This window comes from Telluria sp. ZB2R32 (assembly GCF_059685715.1).
Genome location: NZ_JCASIG010000006.1, coordinates 275,547 through 294,026, shown reverse-complemented (window position 1 = coordinate 294,026; position 18,480 = coordinate 275,547). Strand labels below are relative to the sequence as shown.

Genomic DNA, 18,480 nt, shown 5'->3' with positions numbered 1-18,480 from the left:
TTTGGCGCACGTCTTTACGATGGTTCCAGCATCGCTCTACGAAGCCGTGTTCAACGCTTCGCCGACAGGGCACTACCTGTTGTCGCCTACGCCGGAGGCCGTGATCCTGGCAGTCAACGACGCCTTCCTGCGCGCGTCCGGACGCCGGCGCGACGACCTGCTCGGGGTCAGCCTGTTCGTGGCTTTTCCGCGCAATGCCGACGACCCGGACGACACCGGCGAAGACGACCTGCGCGGGTCGCTGGCGCGCGTGCTGGCGACCGGCCAGGTCGATACCATGCCGGGCATCCGCTACCCGATCCGGGTCGAGCTGCCGTCGGGCGAAGTGCGCTTCGAGGAGCGCTTCTGGAACGCGGTCAGCACGCCGATCTTCGACGAGCGCGGGCAGCTGGTGTGCATCTCGCACAGCACCAGCGACGTCACCGCGATGATCCGCGCCGAGGCCGCGCGCAGCGAAAGCGAAAAGCGCTTTCGCGCCCTGGTCAGCGCCAGCGCCGAAGTGGTGTATCGGATGGGGCCCGACTGGAGCGAGATGCACCAGCTCGAAGGGCGCGGCTTCGTGCAGGACACGCTCGGCGCGCGTCCCCAGTGGATCGACGCCTACATTCCGCCGCAGGACCATGCGCTGGTGAAGCAGGCGATCGACGCGGCGATGCGCGCCAGGGGGCCGTTCGAGGCGGAGCACCGTGTGCGCCGCCTCGACGGCAGCTATGGCTGGGCCTATTCGCGCGCGGTGCCGATGATCGGCGCCGACGGCGAGATCTACGAGTGGATCGGCGCCGCCAGCGACATCACCGACCGCAAGCAGGCCGAGGAAAAGTTGCTGGAGGCGAGCCGGCGCAAGGACGAGTTCCTGGCCATGCTGGCGCACGAACTGCGTAACCCGCTGGCGCCGATCGGCGCGGCGGCGCAATTGCTGCAGAAGGCGGAACTGGACGCGCAGCGCGTGCAGACCAGCAGCCGGATCATCAGCCGCCAGATCCGCCACATGACGGGCCTGATCGACGACCTGCTCGACGTCTCGCGCGTCTCGCGCGGCCTGATCGAACTGGAGGAGGCGGCGCTCGACATCCGCCACATCGCCGCCAACGCCGTGGAGCAGGCCACGCCCCTGATCGAGGCGCGCCGCCACCGCCTGGCGCTGCGCCTGCCGCCGGAGCGCGTGACCGTCATGGGCGACGAGAAACGGCTGGTGCAGGTCATCGCCAACATCCTCAACAACGCCGCCAAGTACACGCCGGAGGGCGGCAATATCGCGTTGGAGGTCGACGTGAGCGATGGCGAAGTAGCGATCACGGTTGCCGACCACGGCATCGGCATGGAGCGCGAACTGACCGAACGCGCCTTTGAACTGTTCGCCCAGGCGCGGCGCAGTTCCGACCGCGCCTCGGGCGGACTGGGACTCGGACTGGCGCTGGTCAAAAGCCTGGTCGAGCTGCACCACGGGTCGGTCGCTTGCGCCAGCGCCGGCATCGGCAAGGGCAGCAGCTTCACGGTGCGCCTGCCGCGCGCGGCGCAACAGGAGAGCGGCGACGAGCGCCATGCCAGCCACGCCGGCCTTGCCGCGAGCGCGACCGCGAATGCGCTGCGTGTGATGGTCGTCGACGACAACGTCGACGCCGCGGCGATGCTGGCGATGGTGCTCGAGGCCCTGGGCCACCAGGTGCAGGTCGAGCATGCGCCGCTGCAGGCCCTGGCGCGCGGCCGCAGCGAGCCGCCGCAGGTATTCCTGCTCGATATCGGCCTGCCCGGCATCGACGGCAACGAGCTGGCGCGGCGCCTGCGCGCCCAGCCCGAGACGGCGGGCGCGACCCTGATCGCCGTCACCGGCTACGGCCAGGACAGCGACCGCAAGGTGACCCTGGCCGCCGGCTTCGACCATCACCTGGTCAAGCCGGTCGACCTGGACGTGCTGGCCGCGCTCCTGGCAGAGATTCGCTAACCGTAACGCGCCTCGACCAGGTCGATCTCGCGCAGCAGCCGGCGCGCGATCTCGTCCGACAGGGCGCGGCCATGCACCAGCGCCAGGATCGCTTCGCGCTCGGCCTTCAGCGCCGCCAGCCGGTATTCGCGCTCGGCCTGTTCGGCCACCCGCACCCGCGACGGGTCGTACAGGCCGCCGCCGCCGAGCCGGTGCTCGTAGACGCCGCGCACGTGGTCGACCGCGCTGGCGTGGACATCGGCATCGTGTTCCTTGTCGAGGTGGGCGGTCGCCGCTTTCTCGATGGCGGCCATGGCGGCCATGGCGGCGTCGTGGCGGGCGCGGTCTTCCTGCGCGGTCTCGCTCGATTCCTCCGGCACTTCCAGACCGCGCAGCACGCGCGGCAGGCCGATGCTGGCCACCAGCAGCGAGACGATGATCACCGCGCTGGCATAGAAGATGGCGAGGTCGCGTCCGGGGAAGGGCGCGCCGTTCGGCAAGGCCAGCGGCAGCGTCAGCACGCCGGCCAGCGTAATCGCGCCGCGCACCCCGGCCAGCGAGGTGGCGATCACCAGGCGGAAGTTGGGCGTGTAGACCTGCTTGCCGTGGCGCCGCGCTTTCAGGATGGTCAGGCGCAGCGAGACCCACACCCACACCAGGCGCAGCACGATCAGCGCCAGGCTGATGAGCAGGGCGGTGCCGAGCAGCGACCATTCGGTCATGTTCTCGTCGAGGCGGGCGTCGTGCATGGCGCGTCCCACGATGTCGGGCAGTTGCTCGCCGAGCAGCACGAACATCACGCCGTTGAGCGAGAACTGCACCGTGTCCCAGACCACGGCGCGGCGCACGCGGGTAGTGGCCAGGGCGCGCCCGGACAGTTCGACATAGCTCATCGTCACGCCGGCGGCCACCGCGGCCAGGATGCCGGAAGCGTGCAGGTGTTCGGCGGCGAGGTAGGCGCCGAACGGAATCAGGAGGTTGACCAGGATCGGCGAACCGGGTTCCTCGCCCAGGCGCTGGCCGGCCACGCGCTGGACAAAGGCAACCGAGACCGTGATCGCCACGCCGCAGGCGATGCCGCCCAGCGCCACCCACAGGAAGGTCAACGAGGCGTCGGCCAGCGAAAACACGCCGGTCATGGCGGCGGCCACCGCGAAGCGGAAGCAGACCAGGCCGGTGGCGTCGTTGAGCAGCGACTCGCCCTCGAGGATGTGCATCAGGCGGTGCGGGATCGGCACGCGCGCGGCGATCGAGCCGACCGCCACCGGATCGGTCGGCGCCACGATCGCGGCCAGCGCGAAGGCAACCGCGAGCGGCATGGCCGGCACCAGCCAGTGGATCAGGAAGCCGGCGCCAAGGACGGTGAACACGACCAGGCCGAGCGCGAGTTCGAGGATGGTGCCCTTGTCGCGGAACAGGCCCACTTTCGGGATGCGCCAGCCGTCGAGGAACAGCAGCGGCGGCAGGAACAGCAGGAAGAAGATTTCCGGGTCGAGCGTGACGCCGTGGCCGAACACCCCGGCGATCACCGCCCCCAGCGCGATCTGCACCAGCGGCAGCGGCACCGCGAACGGCAGCATCCGCACCAGGTAACCGCTGCCGATCACCGCCAGCATCATTGCAAGTACTACGCCTACCGATTCCATCCATGCTCCTTCATGTTGAGCATGGATGTTACGGCAATGTTGGATTGCGTGTCGGATGGGGCACGTTTGCGGTGCGAGCGAAGCACTCGCTGGCGCCGGGTACGCGGCTCGATGTGCGATTTTTGCAACGTTGTAATTTTTAGTATCAGGGCTGCCGGGAGCGGCGTACTATCCAGTGTAAGTAAAATCTGACACGGAGGCGGGATGCGAACCTGGTTCTCGACGATGGCAGGTGTGTGCACGGCGATCTCCGCCCCGGTGCGCATGTGGGCGGCCTCCGCACGATTGATTCGGGCGGGGGCATGATGGCTTCTCCCGCTAACAAGGTGCAACGCAAACCGGCCCGGCTCCTCGGTGCGGCCATGGCGAAATCGGTCATTTCGCGCCCGCTGCTCGAGCGAATCGAAGCCGAGCTGGCGACCACTGCGCGTCTCAAGGAACACTACCCGGAGCTGGCCCGGCGCTACGAGACGCTGGTCTTCCTGAATCCGAATTACCCCGGCGGCAAGGCGGCGGCCAGGGAGGCGGTGCGCGACGCGCTCGACCGGTTTACGAAAAATGCGATCAGGGCGGCCAAAAAACGCCGCGTCAGGATCAGGCTCGACGATACGGAAGAAGTCGACGACGTGTTGCTCGGCTCGCTCAAGCCGGAAGTGGCCGATTATCTGCTCAGTGCGAATGCCTCCCTGTCCAGCCCGATCCTGGCGATCTGGCCTTCGCGCTGGGACGTGATTATCGATATCAACCTCGAGTTTCGCGCGCGGCCCCCGTATCAGGAGAATGGCAGCACCCGCATCAACCTGCAGCAGCCGCATCCCAATCCGTACAACAGCGACCCGAGGAAGGCGGCGCAGACCGCGATCCGGGACCTGATCGCCAAGGCGATGGCGAAACTGAAGATTCGCGACGACTACCAGGGTGTCCATACGCTCAAGACGGAACTGTCGAACCAGTACGTGTTTGCGCGGCTGGAAGGACGGGCCGTGCTCGAACTGGTGCGTTTCGATACGGATGCCGCATACGAATGGGCCCATATGGCCGAGCGCAAGCTGGAAAGACAGGTGGCGCACGAAGGCGTTCTCGGCCTGAAGCCAGGACAGGTGCCCGAGTCGATCGAGCCGCCGAATCCACGCCAGTTTCGCGCGATTCACCGGATCTGGCCGGATTTCGACCTGCAAAACTGCACGCACCGGTCGGCGCGTACGGTCAAGGCGGATGCGGCGCAGAATTCCTTCAGTGCCTATGGCGAGGGCATCACCTGGGCGGTCATCGATTCCGGCATCGACGCACGCCATCCGCACTTCGCGCTGCACGGGAACATCGATCCGCTCTCGCCGTTTCACCGCGATTTCACGAAAGAGAAGGAGAGTGCGCTGACCGACGAGAAAGGCCACGGCACCCACGTGGCCGGCATCATCGCCGGCCAGCAGAGCAAGGAACTGCCAACTCCGCTTCCTCCCGTGCCGCCCTACGATGCCGCATGGCGCCTGCGCGGCGTCGAGCGCGTGCGCGGCGTCAGCAGTACCGAGGACGAAACCTTCGTCGCTTCGGCCAGCATTCCCTTGAGCGCCATTGCCGGCATCGCGCCCAAGTGCAAGCTGGTCAGCCTGAAGGTGCTGGACGAATTCGGTTACGGAAAGGCCAGCAGTGTGATCGCCGCCATCGCCCATATCCAGCTGATCAACGGACATGGGCGCGACCTGAAGATCCACGGCGTCAACCTCAGCCTGGGACATAATTTCGAAGCCGAGTGGTTCGCCTGCGGACACAGCCCGCTGTGCGTCGAGGTGAACCGGCTGGTCAAGTCGGGGGTCGTCGTCGTGGTCGCGGCCGGCAACAGCGGCTATGGCGTGTTACGGGTGGAAGGCAAGGACCGCAACAGCGGCCTCGATCTGACGATCAACGATCCCGGCAATGCCGAGCTGGCAATCACCGTCGGCGCCACCCACCGGGAATCCCCCCACCGGTACGGCGTTTCCTATTTCTCTTCAAAAGGCCCCACCGGCGACGGGCGCTACAAGCCCGACCTGCTTGCGCCGGGCGAACGGATCGTGTCGGCCGCCGCCGCCGGCAGCGTGATGGTGAACGACTTCGCCGCCGAGACCGGCGACGCCAGTTTCGCCTATGTCGAGTCGAGCGGCACGAGCATGGCGGCGCCGCACGTCAGCGGCGCCGTGGCCGCCTTCCTGTCGATACGCAACGAATTCATCGGCGAGGCTGAAGAGGTCAAGCGCATTTTCACGTCGACCGCGACCGACCTCGGGCGCGATCGATATTTCCAGGGCGCGGGCGTGGTCGACCTGTTGCGCGCCATCCAGTCGGTATAACGCATTCTCATGGGGATCGATCATGAAAGACATTGCTGGCATTCCGTACACAACGGCTGAATTCGACAAGAACGGCAAATGCATCGGCAAGCCCGTGCTGCCCGACGACGCGCGCGAAGTGATGATCGTCTCGCATGGCTGGAACAACGACCGCGGCGAAGCGGAACAATTGTATAAAACCCTGTTCGAGAATATCGGCAAGGTCAATCCCGGGGTCAGGCAGGGCATGGCCATCGTCGGCGTCATCTGGCCGTCGAAGAAATTCGATTTTTCACCCGACGAGGCAGCGGCGGCGGGAACAGGCGCCGTCGGTGCCGCCGCCACCGGTGGCGGGGCGGACGACGGGTACGCGCTGGTCGCGCGTTCGCTGGATGCGTTCGACAAGGCGTTCGAGGACAGCGGCAAGAACGCGGAACTGGCGCAGCTGCGCGCACTCGCGCCCCGGCTCGACAAGCCCGAGGCGCAGACGGCATTCATCGAGACCCTGCGCAAGATGGTGGACGACCCCGATGCCAATGCGGACCTCGACGGTTCCCGTTTCTTCTTCAACCAGAGCGATGCGCGCGCGGTGTTCAAGCTGGCACTGCAGCCTGACAGCGGGGCCGGAGGCGGCAACGGCGGCACGGGCGGGCAGGGTGCGCAAGCGGTCAGCGGTGTCGGACTTGGCAAACTGTTCGGCGGAATCGGCAATGCCGTCAGTTCCTTATTGAACATCACCACTTACTACGAGATGAAAAAGCGGGCCGGGACGGTGGGCAGCACCGGCCTGGCACCCTTGATCGACGAGTTTGGCGCACGCGCGGCGGTCCGCCACGTCCACCTGGTCGGCCACAGCTTCGGTGCGCGCCTGGTGACTGCGGCCGCGATGACGTCGACCACGGACAAGTTGTACAGCCTGTCCTTGCTGCAGGGCGCGTTCTCGCACAACGGTTTCTCGAAGATCGGCTATTTCCGCAACGTGGTCGACAAACAGCGATTGGCGGGACCGATCATCGTCACCCACACCCGCAACGACAGTGCGGTCGGCAAGGCCTATGCGATCGCGTCCCGTATCAGCGGGGACATGGCAGAAGAATTTGGCGGGCCAAACGACAAGTACGGCGGGTTGGGAAGCAACGGCGCCGTCAGGATGGATGCGTCGGAAGTCTCGGCGGCGGTGAGGCAGCTGCTTGCCGTGGGCAAGGAATACAAGCTTGAAAAGCAGCTGATCCACAACCTCGAAAGCTCCGCCTTTATCAGTAACCACGGCGACGTGGCGGGGCCCGAAGTCGCGTGGGCGATCAGCCGGGCCGTGGCCAGCGCCGGATAGCAGCGTCTAGCGCGGGAACTTCTCCGAAGCCACCTCCGCCAGCAAGTCCGACAGCGCCATCGTGTTGACCGGCTTGACCATGTAATCGTCGAAGCCGGCCGCCATCGAAGCGTCGCGGTCCTGCTGGCGCCCGTAGCCGGTCATCGCGACCAGGGTCGCGTTGGTCGCCTGCGGCAGGCGGCGCAGGCGGCGCGCCAGTTCGTTGCCGTCGAAATCGGGCAGGCCGATGTCGAGCAGGCAGACGTCGGGCGCGAAGACGCGCGCCAGGTCGACCGCGTCGGCCGCGCTGTAGGCAATCTCGACCCGGTGCCCGCCGGCGGCCAGGAACAGCTGCAGCGTGTGCGCGGCGTCCAGGTTGTCGTCCACCAGCAGCACCTTGAGCGGCCTGGCCGCCTGCGCCGGATCGATGCTCGGCGCCGCCGGCAGCAGCACTTCCTGGTTGTGGCGCGGCAGGCGCACCGTGAAGATGCTGCCCTGGCCGAGGCCCGCGCTGGCGGCCTGCACGGTGCCGCCATGCAGCTCGACCAGGCTCTTCGCCAGCGCCAGGCCCAGGCCGAGGCCACCCTGGGAGCGGTCCGGGGTGCGCTCGGCCTGGGTGAACAGGTCGAACACGCGCGCGACCAGTTGCGGCTCCATGCCGATGCCGTCGTCGCGCACCGTCAGCACGTAGTGCGGGCCGTCTTCGAGCAGGCCCAGTTCGATGCGGCCGCCCTCGGGGGTGTATTTATTCGCGTTGTTGAGCAGGTTGGCCACCACCTGCACCAGGCGCTTGTGGTCGCCCTTGACCGTGGCCGGGTTCGGCGGCAGGTCGAGCACGACGCTGTGGCGCCGCGCGGTGATCAGCGGCCGGATCTGCTCGGCGGCGTCGTCGATCACGCGGCGCAGGTCGAGCACCTGGGTCGAGATCGACACCAGGCCGCGCGTCACCCGCGAGACGTCGAGCAGGTCGTCCACCAGGCCGGTCATGTGCTCGACCTGGCGCGCGATGATGGCGCAGGTCTGCGTAATTTGTGCATTGTCCGAGTGGAGCAGTTTCAGCAAATGTGCCCCGGTGCTGATCGGCGCCAGCGGGTTGCGCAGTTCGTGCGCCAGCATCGCCAGGAATTCGTCCTTGCGCTGGTCGGCCGCGCGCAGTTCGCGTTCGGCCAGGCCGCGCGCCGCTTCCTTCTTCTGCAGCGTGGCGGCCATTTCGTCGAGCGCTTCGGCCAGCTGGCCGATCTCTTCGCGTTCGTAGGCGATGCCCGAGCGCGCGTCGAGGTCGCCGGCGGCGATGCGGCGCGCCGTGTCCTTCAGCTTGCGCACGCGCTGCACGATCAAGACGTCGCCCGCGAGCCAGGCCGCGAGCAGGGCCAGCATGGTGGTGGCGGCCAGGCCGATCAGCGACATCAGCTGGGCGCGCCGCGCGCCCGCCGTGACCGTCTCGACCGGGATGCCGATCGTCACCGTGTAGTCGGACAGCGCCGGCGCGCCGACGCGGGCAAAGGTGTGCAGGCGTTCGACGTTGTCGTCGTCGCGCAGCACCACGGCGTGGCGGCCGTTGTTTCGTACCGCATCGCCCATGGCCGCGCGCATGGTGCTCGAGACCTTGTGGCCGAACCAGCGCTCGGGATCGGGACGGCGCGAGATGATGGTGCCGTTGGCGTCGGTCGTCACCAGCACCGAGCCGGGCGGCAGGTTGATGTCGGCGACAAAGGTGTCGAGGCCGGCGAGGTCCATCGCCGCGAAGACGACGGCGATCACCTTGCCGCCGCGGTCGATCACGGGATAGGTGAGGTTGATCGTGTGGCGCCGGATCACGCGCCCGAAGACGTAGTCGCCGGCGATGAAGCGGCGTTCGGAGACGGCGCGCTTGAAGTGGCTGCGGTCGCCCAGGTTGACCGGATGGAGCATCGGCACGGCGCTGCAGGTGACCTCGCCGTTCAGCTGGATCAGGCCGAAGTTCACATAGCCTTCGTTGCGGTCGAGGACGTCCGCCAGCAAGGCGTTGCAGCGCGGCGTTTCGCCCAGCAGGTCGGGCACGCTGGCGAGATCCACCAGGATCTGGCGCGCGCGCTCGACCGATTGCGCTTCGTTGGCCGCGGCCAGGTTGGTCAGGCGGCGCAGGTTTTCCTCGGACGCCTCGATCGCCTGCTCGCGCTCGCGCATGCCGCCCAGGATCGTCATCAGCGCCAGCGGCAGGATCGCCAGTGCCACCAGCAGCATCAGGCGGCTGCGCAGGCTGTTCAGCCTGAAGTGCGCCGTGATCGGTTTCATCGATTCGCCGCCTGCCGGTCGCCAAAGGCCACCAGGCGCCGCACGCCTTCCATCAGCGTGGCGCTGTCGTCGCAGATGTAGCCGATGCGGATGAAGCCCGGCACGCCGAGCGCGTCGCCCGGCATGATGGCCACGCCTTCCTCTTCCAGCAGCGCTTCGGCGAAGGCTTCGGTGTCATGGGTCAGGGCGCGCACGTCGCCCCACAGGTAGGGGCCGGAATCCGGACAAGCCATCCCGATCCACGGCACTTCGCGCACGTGGCGCAGCACCGTGTCGCGCCGCGTACGGTAGTCGTCGATCATGTGCTGCTGCGGGCCGGACGCGAAGGCGGCGACGGTGGCCACCTGCGCCAGGTGCGAGGCGGCCGCCGTGATCGGTCCCTGCAGCGTCTGCATCGCTTCGGCGATCTCCGCCGGCGCCAGCGCGAAGCCGAGGCGCCATCCCATCATCGCGTAGCTTTGCGAGGCCGAGAAGATGGTGACGGCACCGAGCGCGCGCCAGTCGCACAGCGTGGCGAAGCTGGTGTGCGCGGGGCCGAAGCTGAGGTGTTCGTAGCTCTCGTCGACGATCACCTGGGCTTCGATCCCATGCATCCAGGCGCACAGGTGGCCGAGTTCTTCCCGCGTGTACACCTTGCCGGTCGGGTTGTGCGGGTTGTTGATGATGACCAGGTCGGCCTGCGGGCAGGTCTCCAGGAAGGCGGGCGTGACGGTGTCGGGCAGGTCGACCAGGATCGGGTTTAAACCCAGCAGCTTGCAGGTGGTGACGTAGGCCGGCCAGTGCGGCTTGAAAATCAGGACCGTGTCGCCCGGATCGAGCATCGTGTACAGCGCTTCGTAGAGCGCCTGCTTGGCGCCGTTGGTGACGATGATCTCGCCCGGTTCGGCGTCGACACCGTTTTCGCGCGCCAGTTTGTTGCACAGGCTGCGGCGTACGTCGAGCGCGCCGGCGACCCCGGTGTAGGGCATGGTGCGCTCGTCCTGGACCGCGCGCGAGACGGCGTCGAGCACCGCGGCCGGCGGGGTGAAGTGCGAGATGGCGATCGAGAAATCGATGATGCCCATGCCCTCGTTGCGGAAGGCTTCGACCCGGCCATGCATGGCGGTCGTGGCAAGGGGACGCGAAGCGGCGCTGCGGCGTGAAATCTTCATCTTATTATTCAGTCTGAGTAAAAAAGTAACACTGTGTCTCCGCTGGGATCCCGCACGCCACAACGTTTCCTGATTGTACTAAAAATTTGCGCAGGGGAGAGCGCGAATGGGTGCAATTCGCATGTTCCGTTTCACGGGGTGCCGGAAGGGCAAGAGGTGGCAAGGCGGGCGCACCGGTATGTGCGAGCGCCGCGGGGCGGGGGATTCTGGTACGGTAGTTATTACTGCAACAATGGAGTGACCATGAACCACCAGATCGTACGCATGCTGCCCAATTTCGAAGCCGCCGACGCGGCGCGCAAGGGCTTACTGGCCGAAGGATTCAACGCCGACGGCATCGACGTCAACGTGACGTCCGACGAAGCCGGCCCCGCCGAGAGCCATTTTTATGTCGGCGATTCCCCTGCAGTCAAAGGCGGGACCGATTACGAGGACGTCTACAAGCCCGCCGACCGCGGCGACCTGTGCGTGGTGACGGTGACGGTCGCGGATGCGGCGCAACTGGAACGCGCCGCGGCCATCCTCGAACATCACGGCGGGATGGATACCGACCCCGCCCATAACGCACGCAACCGCGCGCCTAGCTCCAGCTGAGGTCCGTCTTGCTGAGCGGCAGCTCGCGCACCCGCTTGCCGGTCGCGGCAAAGATGGCATTGCAGACTGCGGGCGCGAGCGGCGGCAGCACCGGTTCGCCCAGGCCCGTGACCGGGTAGTCGGTCTTCAGGAAGTGCATCTCGATCTTCGGCGGCGTTTCCGGCATGCGCAGCAGCTTGTAGTCGTGGAAGTTGCTTTGCACGACGCGACCGCCTTCGATGTTCAGTTCCGGATGCATCAAAGTCGACAGGCCGTCGATCACCGAGCCCTGCACCTGGTTTTCGGCGCCGGACAGGTTGACGATCTGGGCGCCGATGTCGGTCACCACGACCACGCGGTCGACCTTCAGCTCGCCCGACTTCGACACCGTGACCTCGGCCACTTCCGCCACATAGCCGCGGTGGCTGAAGTGGAAGGCCACGCCCGCGCCCTGGCCGCGCGCGAATTTCTTCGTGCCCCAGCCGGACTTCTCCGCCACTTCGCGCAGGACATTGCGCATGCGCGCAACGCTGTAGGGCTGGCCGCGTTCGCCGGTGCCGGCGACGATGTCTTCCTTGCCCAGCAGTTCCATGCGGAACTCGACCGGATCGCGCCCGCCGGCGTGGGCCAGCTCGTCGATGAAGCTGTGGAAGACCCAGGAAAACACGGCGCTGCCGGGCGCGCGCCACGGTCCCATCGGGATCCGGCATTCGAGCGCAGTCTGTTCCAGCAGGCAGTTGGCCAGCCAGCGGCCCGGGAATTCGTCGCCCGAGAGGCTGCCGCCGCTGCCTGGCTGCAGGATGCTTTTACCGTCGCGCTCGACGCGGTTGGCGAAGGTGACGAAATGGTTATGCCAGCCGACCAGCTTGCCGTTGGCGTCGACGCCGCCGCGCAGGTGATGGAAGCCGCCTGGACGGAAATGGTCGTGCTGCAAGTCGTCTTCGCGGGTCCAGGTCAGCTTCACCGGCGCGCCGACCTTTTGCGCAATCGCGGTGGCCTCGACGATGAAGTCGGACGACAGGCGCCGCCCGAAGCCGCCGCCGCTGCGGATGATGTGCAGGACGATCTTTTCCTTGGGGATGTTGAAGGTCGAGGTGACCAGGGCCTGACCGGCGCCCGGGTTCTGGGTCGGCGCCCACAGTTCCAGCGTGCCTTCGTTCGGCTTGAACCAGGCGGTGCAGTTCTGCGGCTCCATGCTGGCGTGCGAGATGAACGGGTAGGTATAGCTCGCTTGCACCGTCTTCGCGGCGCCGGCCAGGGCGGCGCGCACGTCGCCGTCCTGGCGCAATACCGTCGTGCCCGCTTTGCCGGCAGCCGCTTTCGCTTGCGCAGCAAAATCGGCCCAGCTGTGGCCGGCGCCGACGCCTTCGTCCCATTTGACTTCCAGCGCGCGGCGCGCCTTGAACGCGGCCCAGGTCGAGGTGGCGACGATCGCCACGCCCGGACGCAGTCCGTTCAGGTTGGCGGTGCCTTCGACGATAAACGCATCTTTCACGCCCGGCATGGCCTTGATGGCGGCCAGGTTGGCACTGACCGGCTTGCCGCCGAAGACCGGGCATTTCGCATACACCGCGTACAGCACGCCGGGCAACTGGATATCGATGCCGAACAGCGGCTTGCCGCTGACGATGGCGCCGTTGTCGACGCCGCCGATGCGCGTGCCCAGCAGGGTATAGGTGGCCGGGTCTTTCAGCTGGACCTGCGCCGCCTCGGGCAGCGGCAGTTTCATAGCGGCCGGCACCAGCGCACCATAGCCGAGCTTGCGGCCGCTGGGCGCATGCACCACGGCGCCATGGGCGGCGCGGCATTCCGTGACCGGTACGCCCCAGGTCTGGGCCGCTGCCTGTACCAGTATGGTGCGTGCAGTGGCGCCGAGGCGGTGGAAATCGTTGTAATTGGTCGGGGTCGAGGTCGAACCGCCCGCACCCTGGCTGCCGTAGGCCGGGTTCAGGTCGCCCTGGACGATGAGCACGTCCTTCCAATCGATGTCGAGTTCTTCGGCGATCACCATCGGCAGCGAAGTCTTGATGCCCTGGCCGATTTCCGGCTGTTTCGACACCAGCGTGACGATGCCGTCGCGGCTGATGCGGATGAACACACTTGGCGAGAAGGCAGTGTCAGCCGGGGCTGTGGCGCCGGCGTTTTGCGCAACCAGCACGCCGCCCGGACCCATGCCGATCACGAGGGCGCCGGCCGCGCCGGCTTTCAGGAAACCGCGGCGGGCGGAAGAGAGCGGCGCGTTCATGCCTTGCCTTTCGTGGTCGCGGCGATCTCGGCGGCGCGGTGGATGCCGGCGCGGATGCGGGTATAGGTGGCGCAGCGGCACAGGTTGCCGGCCATCGCTTCATCGATCTGGGCGTCGGTCGGCTTCGGATGGGCGTTGAGCAGGGCGCAGGCGCTCATGATCTGGCCCGACTGGCAGTAACCGCACTGCGGCACGTCGAGTTCTTGCCAGGCAAGTTGCAAGGGATGCTGGTGCTGCTTGTGGAGGCCTTCGATGGTGGTGATTTTGGCCTTGCCGATGCTGGACACCGGCAGCAGGCAGGAACGCGTCGGCGCGCCGTCGAGGTGCACCGTGCAGGCGCCGCACTGGCCCGCGCCGCAGCCGTATTTGGCCCCGACCAGCCCGAGCGAATCGCGCAGCGCCCACAGCAGCGGGGTGTCGGCATCGACATCGACCTGCTGCTGCTTGCCGTTGATGTTCAGCGTGTACTTGCTCATCGACTTTTCCTTGCCTGATTTTGAACTTCGGCATCGTAGCAAAAGGTGGGCAGGAAAAGTATGACTGAAGAAAGGTTTATTGTTGGGGAATTGTTGCGAGGGCCGTCGTGATGGTGTTTATTTGATAACGCTAATATAATCGGTGCATTGCAATGACAGACACAGGCACCCATGTCAGCCGAAATGCAGTTCGCAAACAATTATCGTGACCTGAGCAACCAGTCGGGCGTCGATGCCGGCTTCCAGTTCGAGTTTTATTGCCAGCGCTGCAGCGACCGCTGGCGCACGCACTACAAGCCTTACCGTAGCGGCCAGGCTTCCGGCTGGCTGCAAAAGGGCGCGAATATGTTCGGCGGCCTGCTCGGCAATGCCAGCAGCGTGCTGACGGGTATGGCCCAGGCCGGCTGGCACACGGCGCGCGACGAGGCATTCACCGAAGCGGTGGCCGCCGGCAAAGCCCACTTCAACCGCTGCGGCAATTGCCATCATTATGTCTGCGCGCCGTGCTTCGACCGCGCCAACGGCCTGTGCTTCAATTGCGCGCCGAACGTCAAGGTGGCGATCACGCAGGCACGCGCACGCGGCGAGGTGCAGGAAGCATCGGAACGGGCCAATGTGGAAGGGCAGGCGCGCGGCGCCGGCCACAACGTGCGCGCGGAGATGCAACTGGTCTGCCCGCAATGCCGGGCCGAGACGCATGGCGCGAAATTCTGCCCGCAATGCGGCTACCGGATGGCGCAGCAGGCGCAGTGCGGCGGTTGCGCGACGGCGCTGCAGCCGGGGACGAAGTTTTGTACCGAGTGCGGGCAGCGCCAGCCGGGGACGTGACGTTATAGTGGGGCGTGATTGGTGGCGTACCGTAGAGGTTGTGAAAAAATCGTCAGGGCAAGGGATACGGCCGCCCGGCGCGCCGCCGAAGACAGTACGTGGGTACGGCAAGGCGGCGCAACGCCGCCATGGCGATTTTTTCACAACCTCGTAGGGTGGGCACTTCACTTGTGCCCACGCGGTCGAACAGGTGAATAAGCAAACGTTTCCCGAGTTCGCGTACGGTCGACTGCTGTAGCACGGCGTGCGAATCGTGCTGCTTCGGGTCACGTTGCAGTACGCAAAGGCACAACGGCGTGGGCACGAGTGCCCACGCTACGTTACCTCGGCGTTTCGGGGCGTTGAACGCCGTGTCTGCTCGTTAAATCCCTTCTGGATAGGTTTCCGGCGGTTCGCCCGAATGCCAGCCGCTCGTTGCATCGAGCGGCGTCAGCGCTTCGGTGCGGTCGATGTGGATGATGGCGTCGAACTGTTCGGCCATCTGGGCATTGAAGTAATGGCTTTGCCGCTCGGTGCGCGGCAGGTAGAGCACGCCGATGGCGCGCTCGAGGCGGCGTTCGAGCAGGGTGCGGCGTACCGGGCCTTCGTCGCGCAGGTTCAGGTAAAAGCGCGGCAGGCCGACGTGGTGCAGCAATTCCTCGTAGCTGCCGGGCATGCCGGGACGCACGCGCTTGCGCTCGGCCGGACCATCCCATTCCGAGGCCGCCGTCACGTGGCCGTCGTAGGTGGAAAAGCCGATCAGGCAGGTTTGCCCTGGATAGGCCTTGCGCGCCAGCTCGCCCACATTCCATTCGCCGAGACCGCCCATGTAAGTGGCGCGGGCGTCGCCCAGGTGCGAGTTGTGCGCCCAGACGACGATCTTCGCCGGTTCGCCATCGTTCGACAGGTGGCGGGTGAGGGCGTCCAGGGTTTCGGCCATGTGGCTGTCGCGCAGGTTCCAGGACGAAACCCGGCCGCGGAACATGGTGCGGTAGTATTCCTCGGCATTCTTGACCAGGCGCGCATTCTGCTGGGCATAGAAAAAGGCGTCCTCGCTCGAGGCGCCATCGGCCTGCATGTAATCGAAGGCGCGCTGCTGGAGTTCCTGCAACTGGGTCAGCACGCCTTGCTGGCAGGATTCGGAGAGGCCGACGCCGGTGGCGTAGCCATAGTGCTGGCTGTCTTCGTCGTAGTGGTCGAAGCAGGCGTAGCGGCGCCGTGCTTCCTCGGCGCCGACCGGATCGACCGCGTCGAGGTAGTTCAGCACTTCGCGCACCGAAGTGAACAGGCTGTACAGGTCGAGCCCGTAGAAGCCGACCTTGGGACCAGCGCGCAAGCCGGCGTTATGCGTGCGCAGCCAGTCGACGAAGTTGACGACGTCGGTGTTGCGCCACATCCATGCCGGGAAACGCTCGAAGCCGGACAGGGCCGCGTTGGCGTCGGCATCGCCGCCTTCGCCGCGCACGTAGCGGTTGACCCGGTAGGCGTCGGGCCAGTCGGCCTCGACCGCCACCGCGGCGAATCCCTTTTCGCGGATCAGGCGCTGGGTGATGCGCGCCCGTTCCTCGTAGAACTCGTGGGTGCCGTGGGTCGCTTCGCCGAGCAGCACGAAGCGGGCGTCGCCCACGAGGTTCATCAGGGCGTCATAGTCGCCCGGTCCGCCGTCGAGCGGCCGGGCGGCGGCCGCAAGCGCGGCCGCGCTGATGTCGATCGCGGCCGTCATCGCATCAGTGCAGGAAACGGCTGCCCGACTTGTCGCGCCGCGCTGCATCGTGCGGAATCGCGCCGCGCTCGATGTAGTGCTTCATGCGCGCCAGGTCGTCGTCCATCTGTGCTTTCGGATCGGAACCGAACAGCGAGGCGGCGGCATGGCCGAGGGCGCCGGCCGGCGGCGCATAGGACAGGCGCACGGTGACGCGGGTGCCGCCGCGATGGGGTTCGAACTCGACCGAGCCGGAGTTCGGGATCTGCGCGCCCGGCTCGCTGCGCCAGGCCAGGCGCCGGTTCTTGTTCTGCTCGGTAAGCACCGAATCGAACTCGAACTGGGTGCCGGCCGGACCCTGCACGGTCCAGTGCGAGCGGCGGCGGCCGGTGTCGCGCACCTCGACCACATGCGACATGAAGCGCGGGAAGTTTTCGTAGTTGTTCCACATGTCGTAGACCTCGGACGGCGAGGCATCGATGTGGATGGTTTTTTCGAGGTCGATGCGGCGGGCGCGGCCGCGGCCACTGCCGAGCAGGTTCGACAGCGCGGAACCACTGCGGGCGCTGTTGCTGCTGTCGCTGCCGCCGCTGCGCGCGGCCAGTGCAAAGGCGGCCAGGCCGACCGCGGCGCCCAACGGCGAGCGGCGGAACAGCCCGATCAGGCCGAGCAGGCCGCCGCCGACGACGGCGGGGTTGCGCAGCAGGGCCGACAGGTCGCTGCGCTCGTCGAGGTGCAGGGCTTTCAGGCCGCTGTCGGCGGCATCGCTGGCCAGGCGGCCGAGGCGCGAGGCGGCGGCGCCGGCACTCGAGGATGCGGAGTCGAGCAGGCGCGAGGCGCCGTCGACCGTGTCTTCATAGGTGCGGCGAACGGCGCCGTTCGGACGGGCCGCCTCGAAGGCGCGGTTGGCGCTGGCGCCGGCTTCGTCGGCATACTTGCGGGCACGGGTGCCGGCTTCGTCCGCGTATTTGCCGGCGGTGGTGCCGGCGTCGTCGATATACTTGCCGGCCGTGGTCGTCGCCTCGTCGAGGTATTTACTGCCGGTCTTGCCGGCTTCCTCGAGCACTTCGCTGGCAACCTCGCCGGCCTGGCGCGCGGCCATGCCGATGCGCTCGCCAATACCGTGCCAGGCATTGCCGAGCGCACTGCCGGTGCGCGAGCCTGCGTTGCGCAGTGCCGCGGTCGAGGTCGAGCGGCGGGCACTGCCGCGGTCCGGGTCGAGCATGTACATCAGCAGCGCGCCGGCGGCGGCGCCGCCGAGCAGCTTGGCCAGGTCGCTCGCTTCGATGCTGTGGTCGGTGGTGGTGGTGGTGTGTCTCATGTTGCGTCCTCTCTGTCGGGTGATGTAAGGAGCCGGCGGTCCGCTTCGGCCCGCCAGGCCATTGTCAACAATTCCTGTACTTCCTCGTCGCTCGTCTGATCGAACGTTTCGTACCACTGGCTGACCGCCCGGAAAAACGGCGGCGCAGCCAGGCATGCAACTTCGTCGGCCAGCGGCGCCAGGGCCGCCAGCGTGTCGGGCGGCGCCACCGGCGCAGCCACGATCACGCGTCGGGCGTCATGCCCGCGCGCGACCTCGATCGCGGCCTGCATCGTCGAGCCGGTGGCAATGCCATCGTCGACGATGATGACGTCGCGTCCTGCCAGCGCCGGCGGCGGCTGCTCGTGCCGGTAAAGGCGGGTGCGCCGCTCGACTTCGAGCAATTCGCGCGCGACGATCGCGTCGACCTGTTCCTGCGTGACGCCCATCAGCCCCGGTACGCCCGGCTGCAGTACGCGCACGCCGCCGCTGCCGACGGCGCCGATGGCGTATTCGGGCTGGCCGGGCAGGCCCAGCTTGCGCACGAGCAGGATGTCGAGCGCGAGCGCGAGCGTCATTGCCACCGCGAACGCGACCGGCACGCCGCCGCGCGGCAGGGCCAGCACGATCGCGCCGGGCTGGTGCGCGTAGGCGCCAAGCGCTTTTGCAAGCAGCTTGCCGGCCTGCGCGCGGTTCCTGAAACGGCAAAATTCGGCCATCGCGGTCCATCCCGGAGGCAGGCCCGGCTTGCGGCCCGACCTGCCCCCCTT

General features: G+C 67.0%; 13 protein-coding genes. 5 read left to right on the top strand and 8 right to left on the bottom strand.

Annotated features, from left to right (window positions below; all coding sequences use genetic code 11):
• Positions 1–19 precede the first annotated feature (19 nt).
• Positions 20–1,942, top strand: a complete 1,923-nt coding sequence (locus AC56LG_RS18880; protein ID WP_497167601.1) for a PAS domain-containing hybrid sensor histidine kinase/response regulator — start codon at positions 20–22, stop codon at positions 1,940–1,942.
• Here AC56LG_RS18880 and AC56LG_RS18875 read toward each other — a convergent pair.
• Positions 1,939–3,567 (bottom strand): Na+/H+ antiporter, encoded by a 1,629-nt coding sequence (locus AC56LG_RS18875; RefSeq protein WP_497167600.1) that lies wholly within the window; start codon positions 3,565–3,567, stop codon positions 1,939–1,941. The genes AC56LG_RS18880 and AC56LG_RS18875 overlap by 4 nt on opposite strands.
• Before the next feature lie 362 nt (positions 3,568–3,929).
• On the opposite strand from AC56LG_RS18875, the gene AC56LG_RS18870 reads away from it, so the two are divergent.
• Both AC56LG_RS18870 and AC56LG_RS18865 read left to right on the top strand, forming a co-directional pair.
• Positions 3,930–5,894 (top strand): S8 family peptidase, encoded by a 1,965-nt coding sequence (locus AC56LG_RS18870; RefSeq protein WP_497167599.1) that lies wholly within the window; start codon positions 3,930–3,932, stop codon positions 5,892–5,894.
• A gap of 22 nt (positions 5,895–5,916) precedes the next feature.
• Positions 5,917–7,203, top strand: coding sequence for a hypothetical protein (locus AC56LG_RS18865; protein WP_497167598.1), 1,287 nt, complete (start codon positions 5,917–5,919; stop codon positions 7,201–7,203).
• Between the two features lie 6 nt (positions 7,204–7,209).
• Here AC56LG_RS18865 and AC56LG_RS18860 read toward each other — a convergent pair whose 3' ends face one another.
• Positions 7,210–9,456, bottom strand: a complete 2,247-nt coding sequence (locus tag AC56LG_RS18860) for a hybrid sensor histidine kinase/response regulator (protein ID WP_497167597.1) — start codon at positions 9,454–9,456, stop codon at positions 7,210–7,212.
• Entirely contained in the window at positions 9,453–10,607 is a 1,155-nt protein-coding gene (locus AC56LG_RS18855; RefSeq protein ID WP_497167596.1) for a pyridoxal phosphate-dependent aminotransferase, read from the bottom strand. The genes AC56LG_RS18860 and AC56LG_RS18855 overlap by 4 nt, the downstream gene beginning before the upstream one ends.
• A 243-nt stretch (positions 10,608–10,850) precedes the next feature.
• Between AC56LG_RS18855 and AC56LG_RS18850 the strand changes: the two genes are divergently transcribed.
• A complete protein-coding gene (locus AC56LG_RS18850; RefSeq protein WP_497167595.1) occupies positions 10,851–11,201 on the top strand; it encodes a hypothetical protein in 351 nt (116 codons plus the stop codon).
• Here the strand turns inward: AC56LG_RS18850 and AC56LG_RS18845 are convergent.
• Entirely contained in the window at positions 11,188–13,425 is a 2,238-nt protein-coding gene (locus AC56LG_RS18845) for a xanthine dehydrogenase family protein molybdopterin-binding subunit (RefSeq protein WP_497167594.1), read from the bottom strand. The two genes, AC56LG_RS18850 and AC56LG_RS18845, sit on opposite strands and share 14 nt — an antisense overlap.
• A complete protein-coding gene (locus tag AC56LG_RS18840) occupies positions 13,422–13,943 on the bottom strand; it encodes a (2Fe-2S)-binding protein (protein ID WP_497167593.1) in 522 nt (173 codons plus the stop codon). The genes AC56LG_RS18845 and AC56LG_RS18840 overlap by 4 nt, the downstream gene beginning before the upstream one ends.
• A gap of 129 nt (positions 13,944–14,072) precedes the next feature.
• Here AC56LG_RS18840 and AC56LG_RS18835 point away from each other — a divergent pair, with 129 nt between their 5' ends.
• On the top strand, positions 14,073–14,729 hold the full coding sequence (locus tag AC56LG_RS18835) for a zinc ribbon domain-containing protein (protein ID WP_497167592.1): 657 nt from the start codon (positions 14,073–14,075) through the stop codon (positions 14,727–14,729).
• A 361-nt stretch (positions 14,730–15,090) separates the two neighbouring features.
• Here the strand turns inward: AC56LG_RS18835 and AC56LG_RS18830 are convergent, their stop codons facing one another.
• Genes AC56LG_RS18830 through AC56LG_RS18820 form a run of 3 tightly spaced genes read right to left on the bottom strand, consistent with a single transcriptional unit; the run spans position 15,091 to position 18,429 of the window.
• Entirely contained in the window at positions 15,091–16,431 is a 1,341-nt protein-coding gene (locus tag AC56LG_RS18830) for an erythromycin esterase family protein (RefSeq protein ID WP_497167591.1), read from the bottom strand.
• A gap of 4 nt (positions 16,432–16,435) precedes the next feature.
• The gene (locus AC56LG_RS18825; protein ID WP_497167590.1) at positions 16,436–17,731 is read right to left on the bottom strand and encodes an SRPBCC family protein; all 1,296 of its coding nucleotides are present in this window, start codon (positions 17,729–17,731) and stop codon (positions 16,436–16,438) included.
• Positions 17,728–18,429 carry a phosphoribosyltransferase gene (locus AC56LG_RS18820; protein ID WP_497167589.1) on the bottom strand — a complete coding sequence of 234 codons (702 nt, stop codon included), beginning with the start codon at positions 18,427–18,429 and terminating at the stop codon, positions 17,728–17,730. The genes AC56LG_RS18825 and AC56LG_RS18820 overlap by 4 nt, the downstream gene beginning before the upstream one ends.
• Between the last annotated feature and the right edge of the window lie 51 nt (positions 18,430–18,480).

Bases quoted from the DNA above. Each gene is read 5' to 3' on its own strand.
- AC56LG_RS18880 (WP_497167601.1), top strand. From the start codon at position 20: ATGGTTCCAGCATCGCTCTACGAAGCCGTGTTCAACGCTTCGCCGACA.
- AC56LG_RS18875 (WP_497167600.1), bottom strand. From the start codon at position 3,567: ATGGAATCGGTAGGCGTAGTACTTGCAATGATGCTGGCGGTGATCGGC.
- AC56LG_RS18870 (WP_497167599.1), top strand. From the start codon at position 3,930: ATGGCGAAATCGGTCATTTCGCGCCCGCTGCTCGAGCGAATCGAAGCC.
- AC56LG_RS18865 (WP_497167598.1), top strand. From the start codon at position 5,917: ATGAAAGACATTGCTGGCATTCCGTACACAACGGCTGAATTCGACAAG.
- AC56LG_RS18860 (WP_497167597.1), bottom strand. From the start codon at position 9,456: ATGAAACCGATCACGGCGCACTTCAGGCTGAACAGCCTGCGCAGCCGC.
- AC56LG_RS18855 (WP_497167596.1), bottom strand. From the start codon at position 10,607: ATGAAGATTTCACGCCGCAGCGCCGCTTCGCGTCCCCTTGCCACGACC.
- AC56LG_RS18850 (WP_497167595.1), top strand. From the start codon at position 10,851: ATGAACCACCAGATCGTACGCATGCTGCCCAATTTCGAAGCCGCCGAC.
- AC56LG_RS18845 (WP_497167594.1), bottom strand. From the start codon at position 13,425: ATGAACGCGCCGCTCTCTTCCGCCCGCCGCGGTTTCCTGAAAGCCGGC.
- AC56LG_RS18835 (WP_497167592.1), top strand. From the start codon at position 14,073: ATGTCAGCCGAAATGCAGTTCGCAAACAATTATCGTGACCTGAGCAAC.
- AC56LG_RS18830 (WP_497167591.1), bottom strand. From the start codon at position 16,431: ATGACGGCCGCGATCGACATCAGCGCGGCCGCGCTTGCGGCCGCCGCC.
- AC56LG_RS18825 (WP_497167590.1), bottom strand. From the start codon at position 17,731: ATGAGACACACCACCACCACCACCGACCACAGCATCGAAGCGAGCGAC.
- AC56LG_RS18820 (WP_497167589.1), bottom strand. From the start codon at position 18,429: ATGGCCGAATTTTGCCGTTTCAGGAACCGCGCGCAGGCCGGCAAGCTG.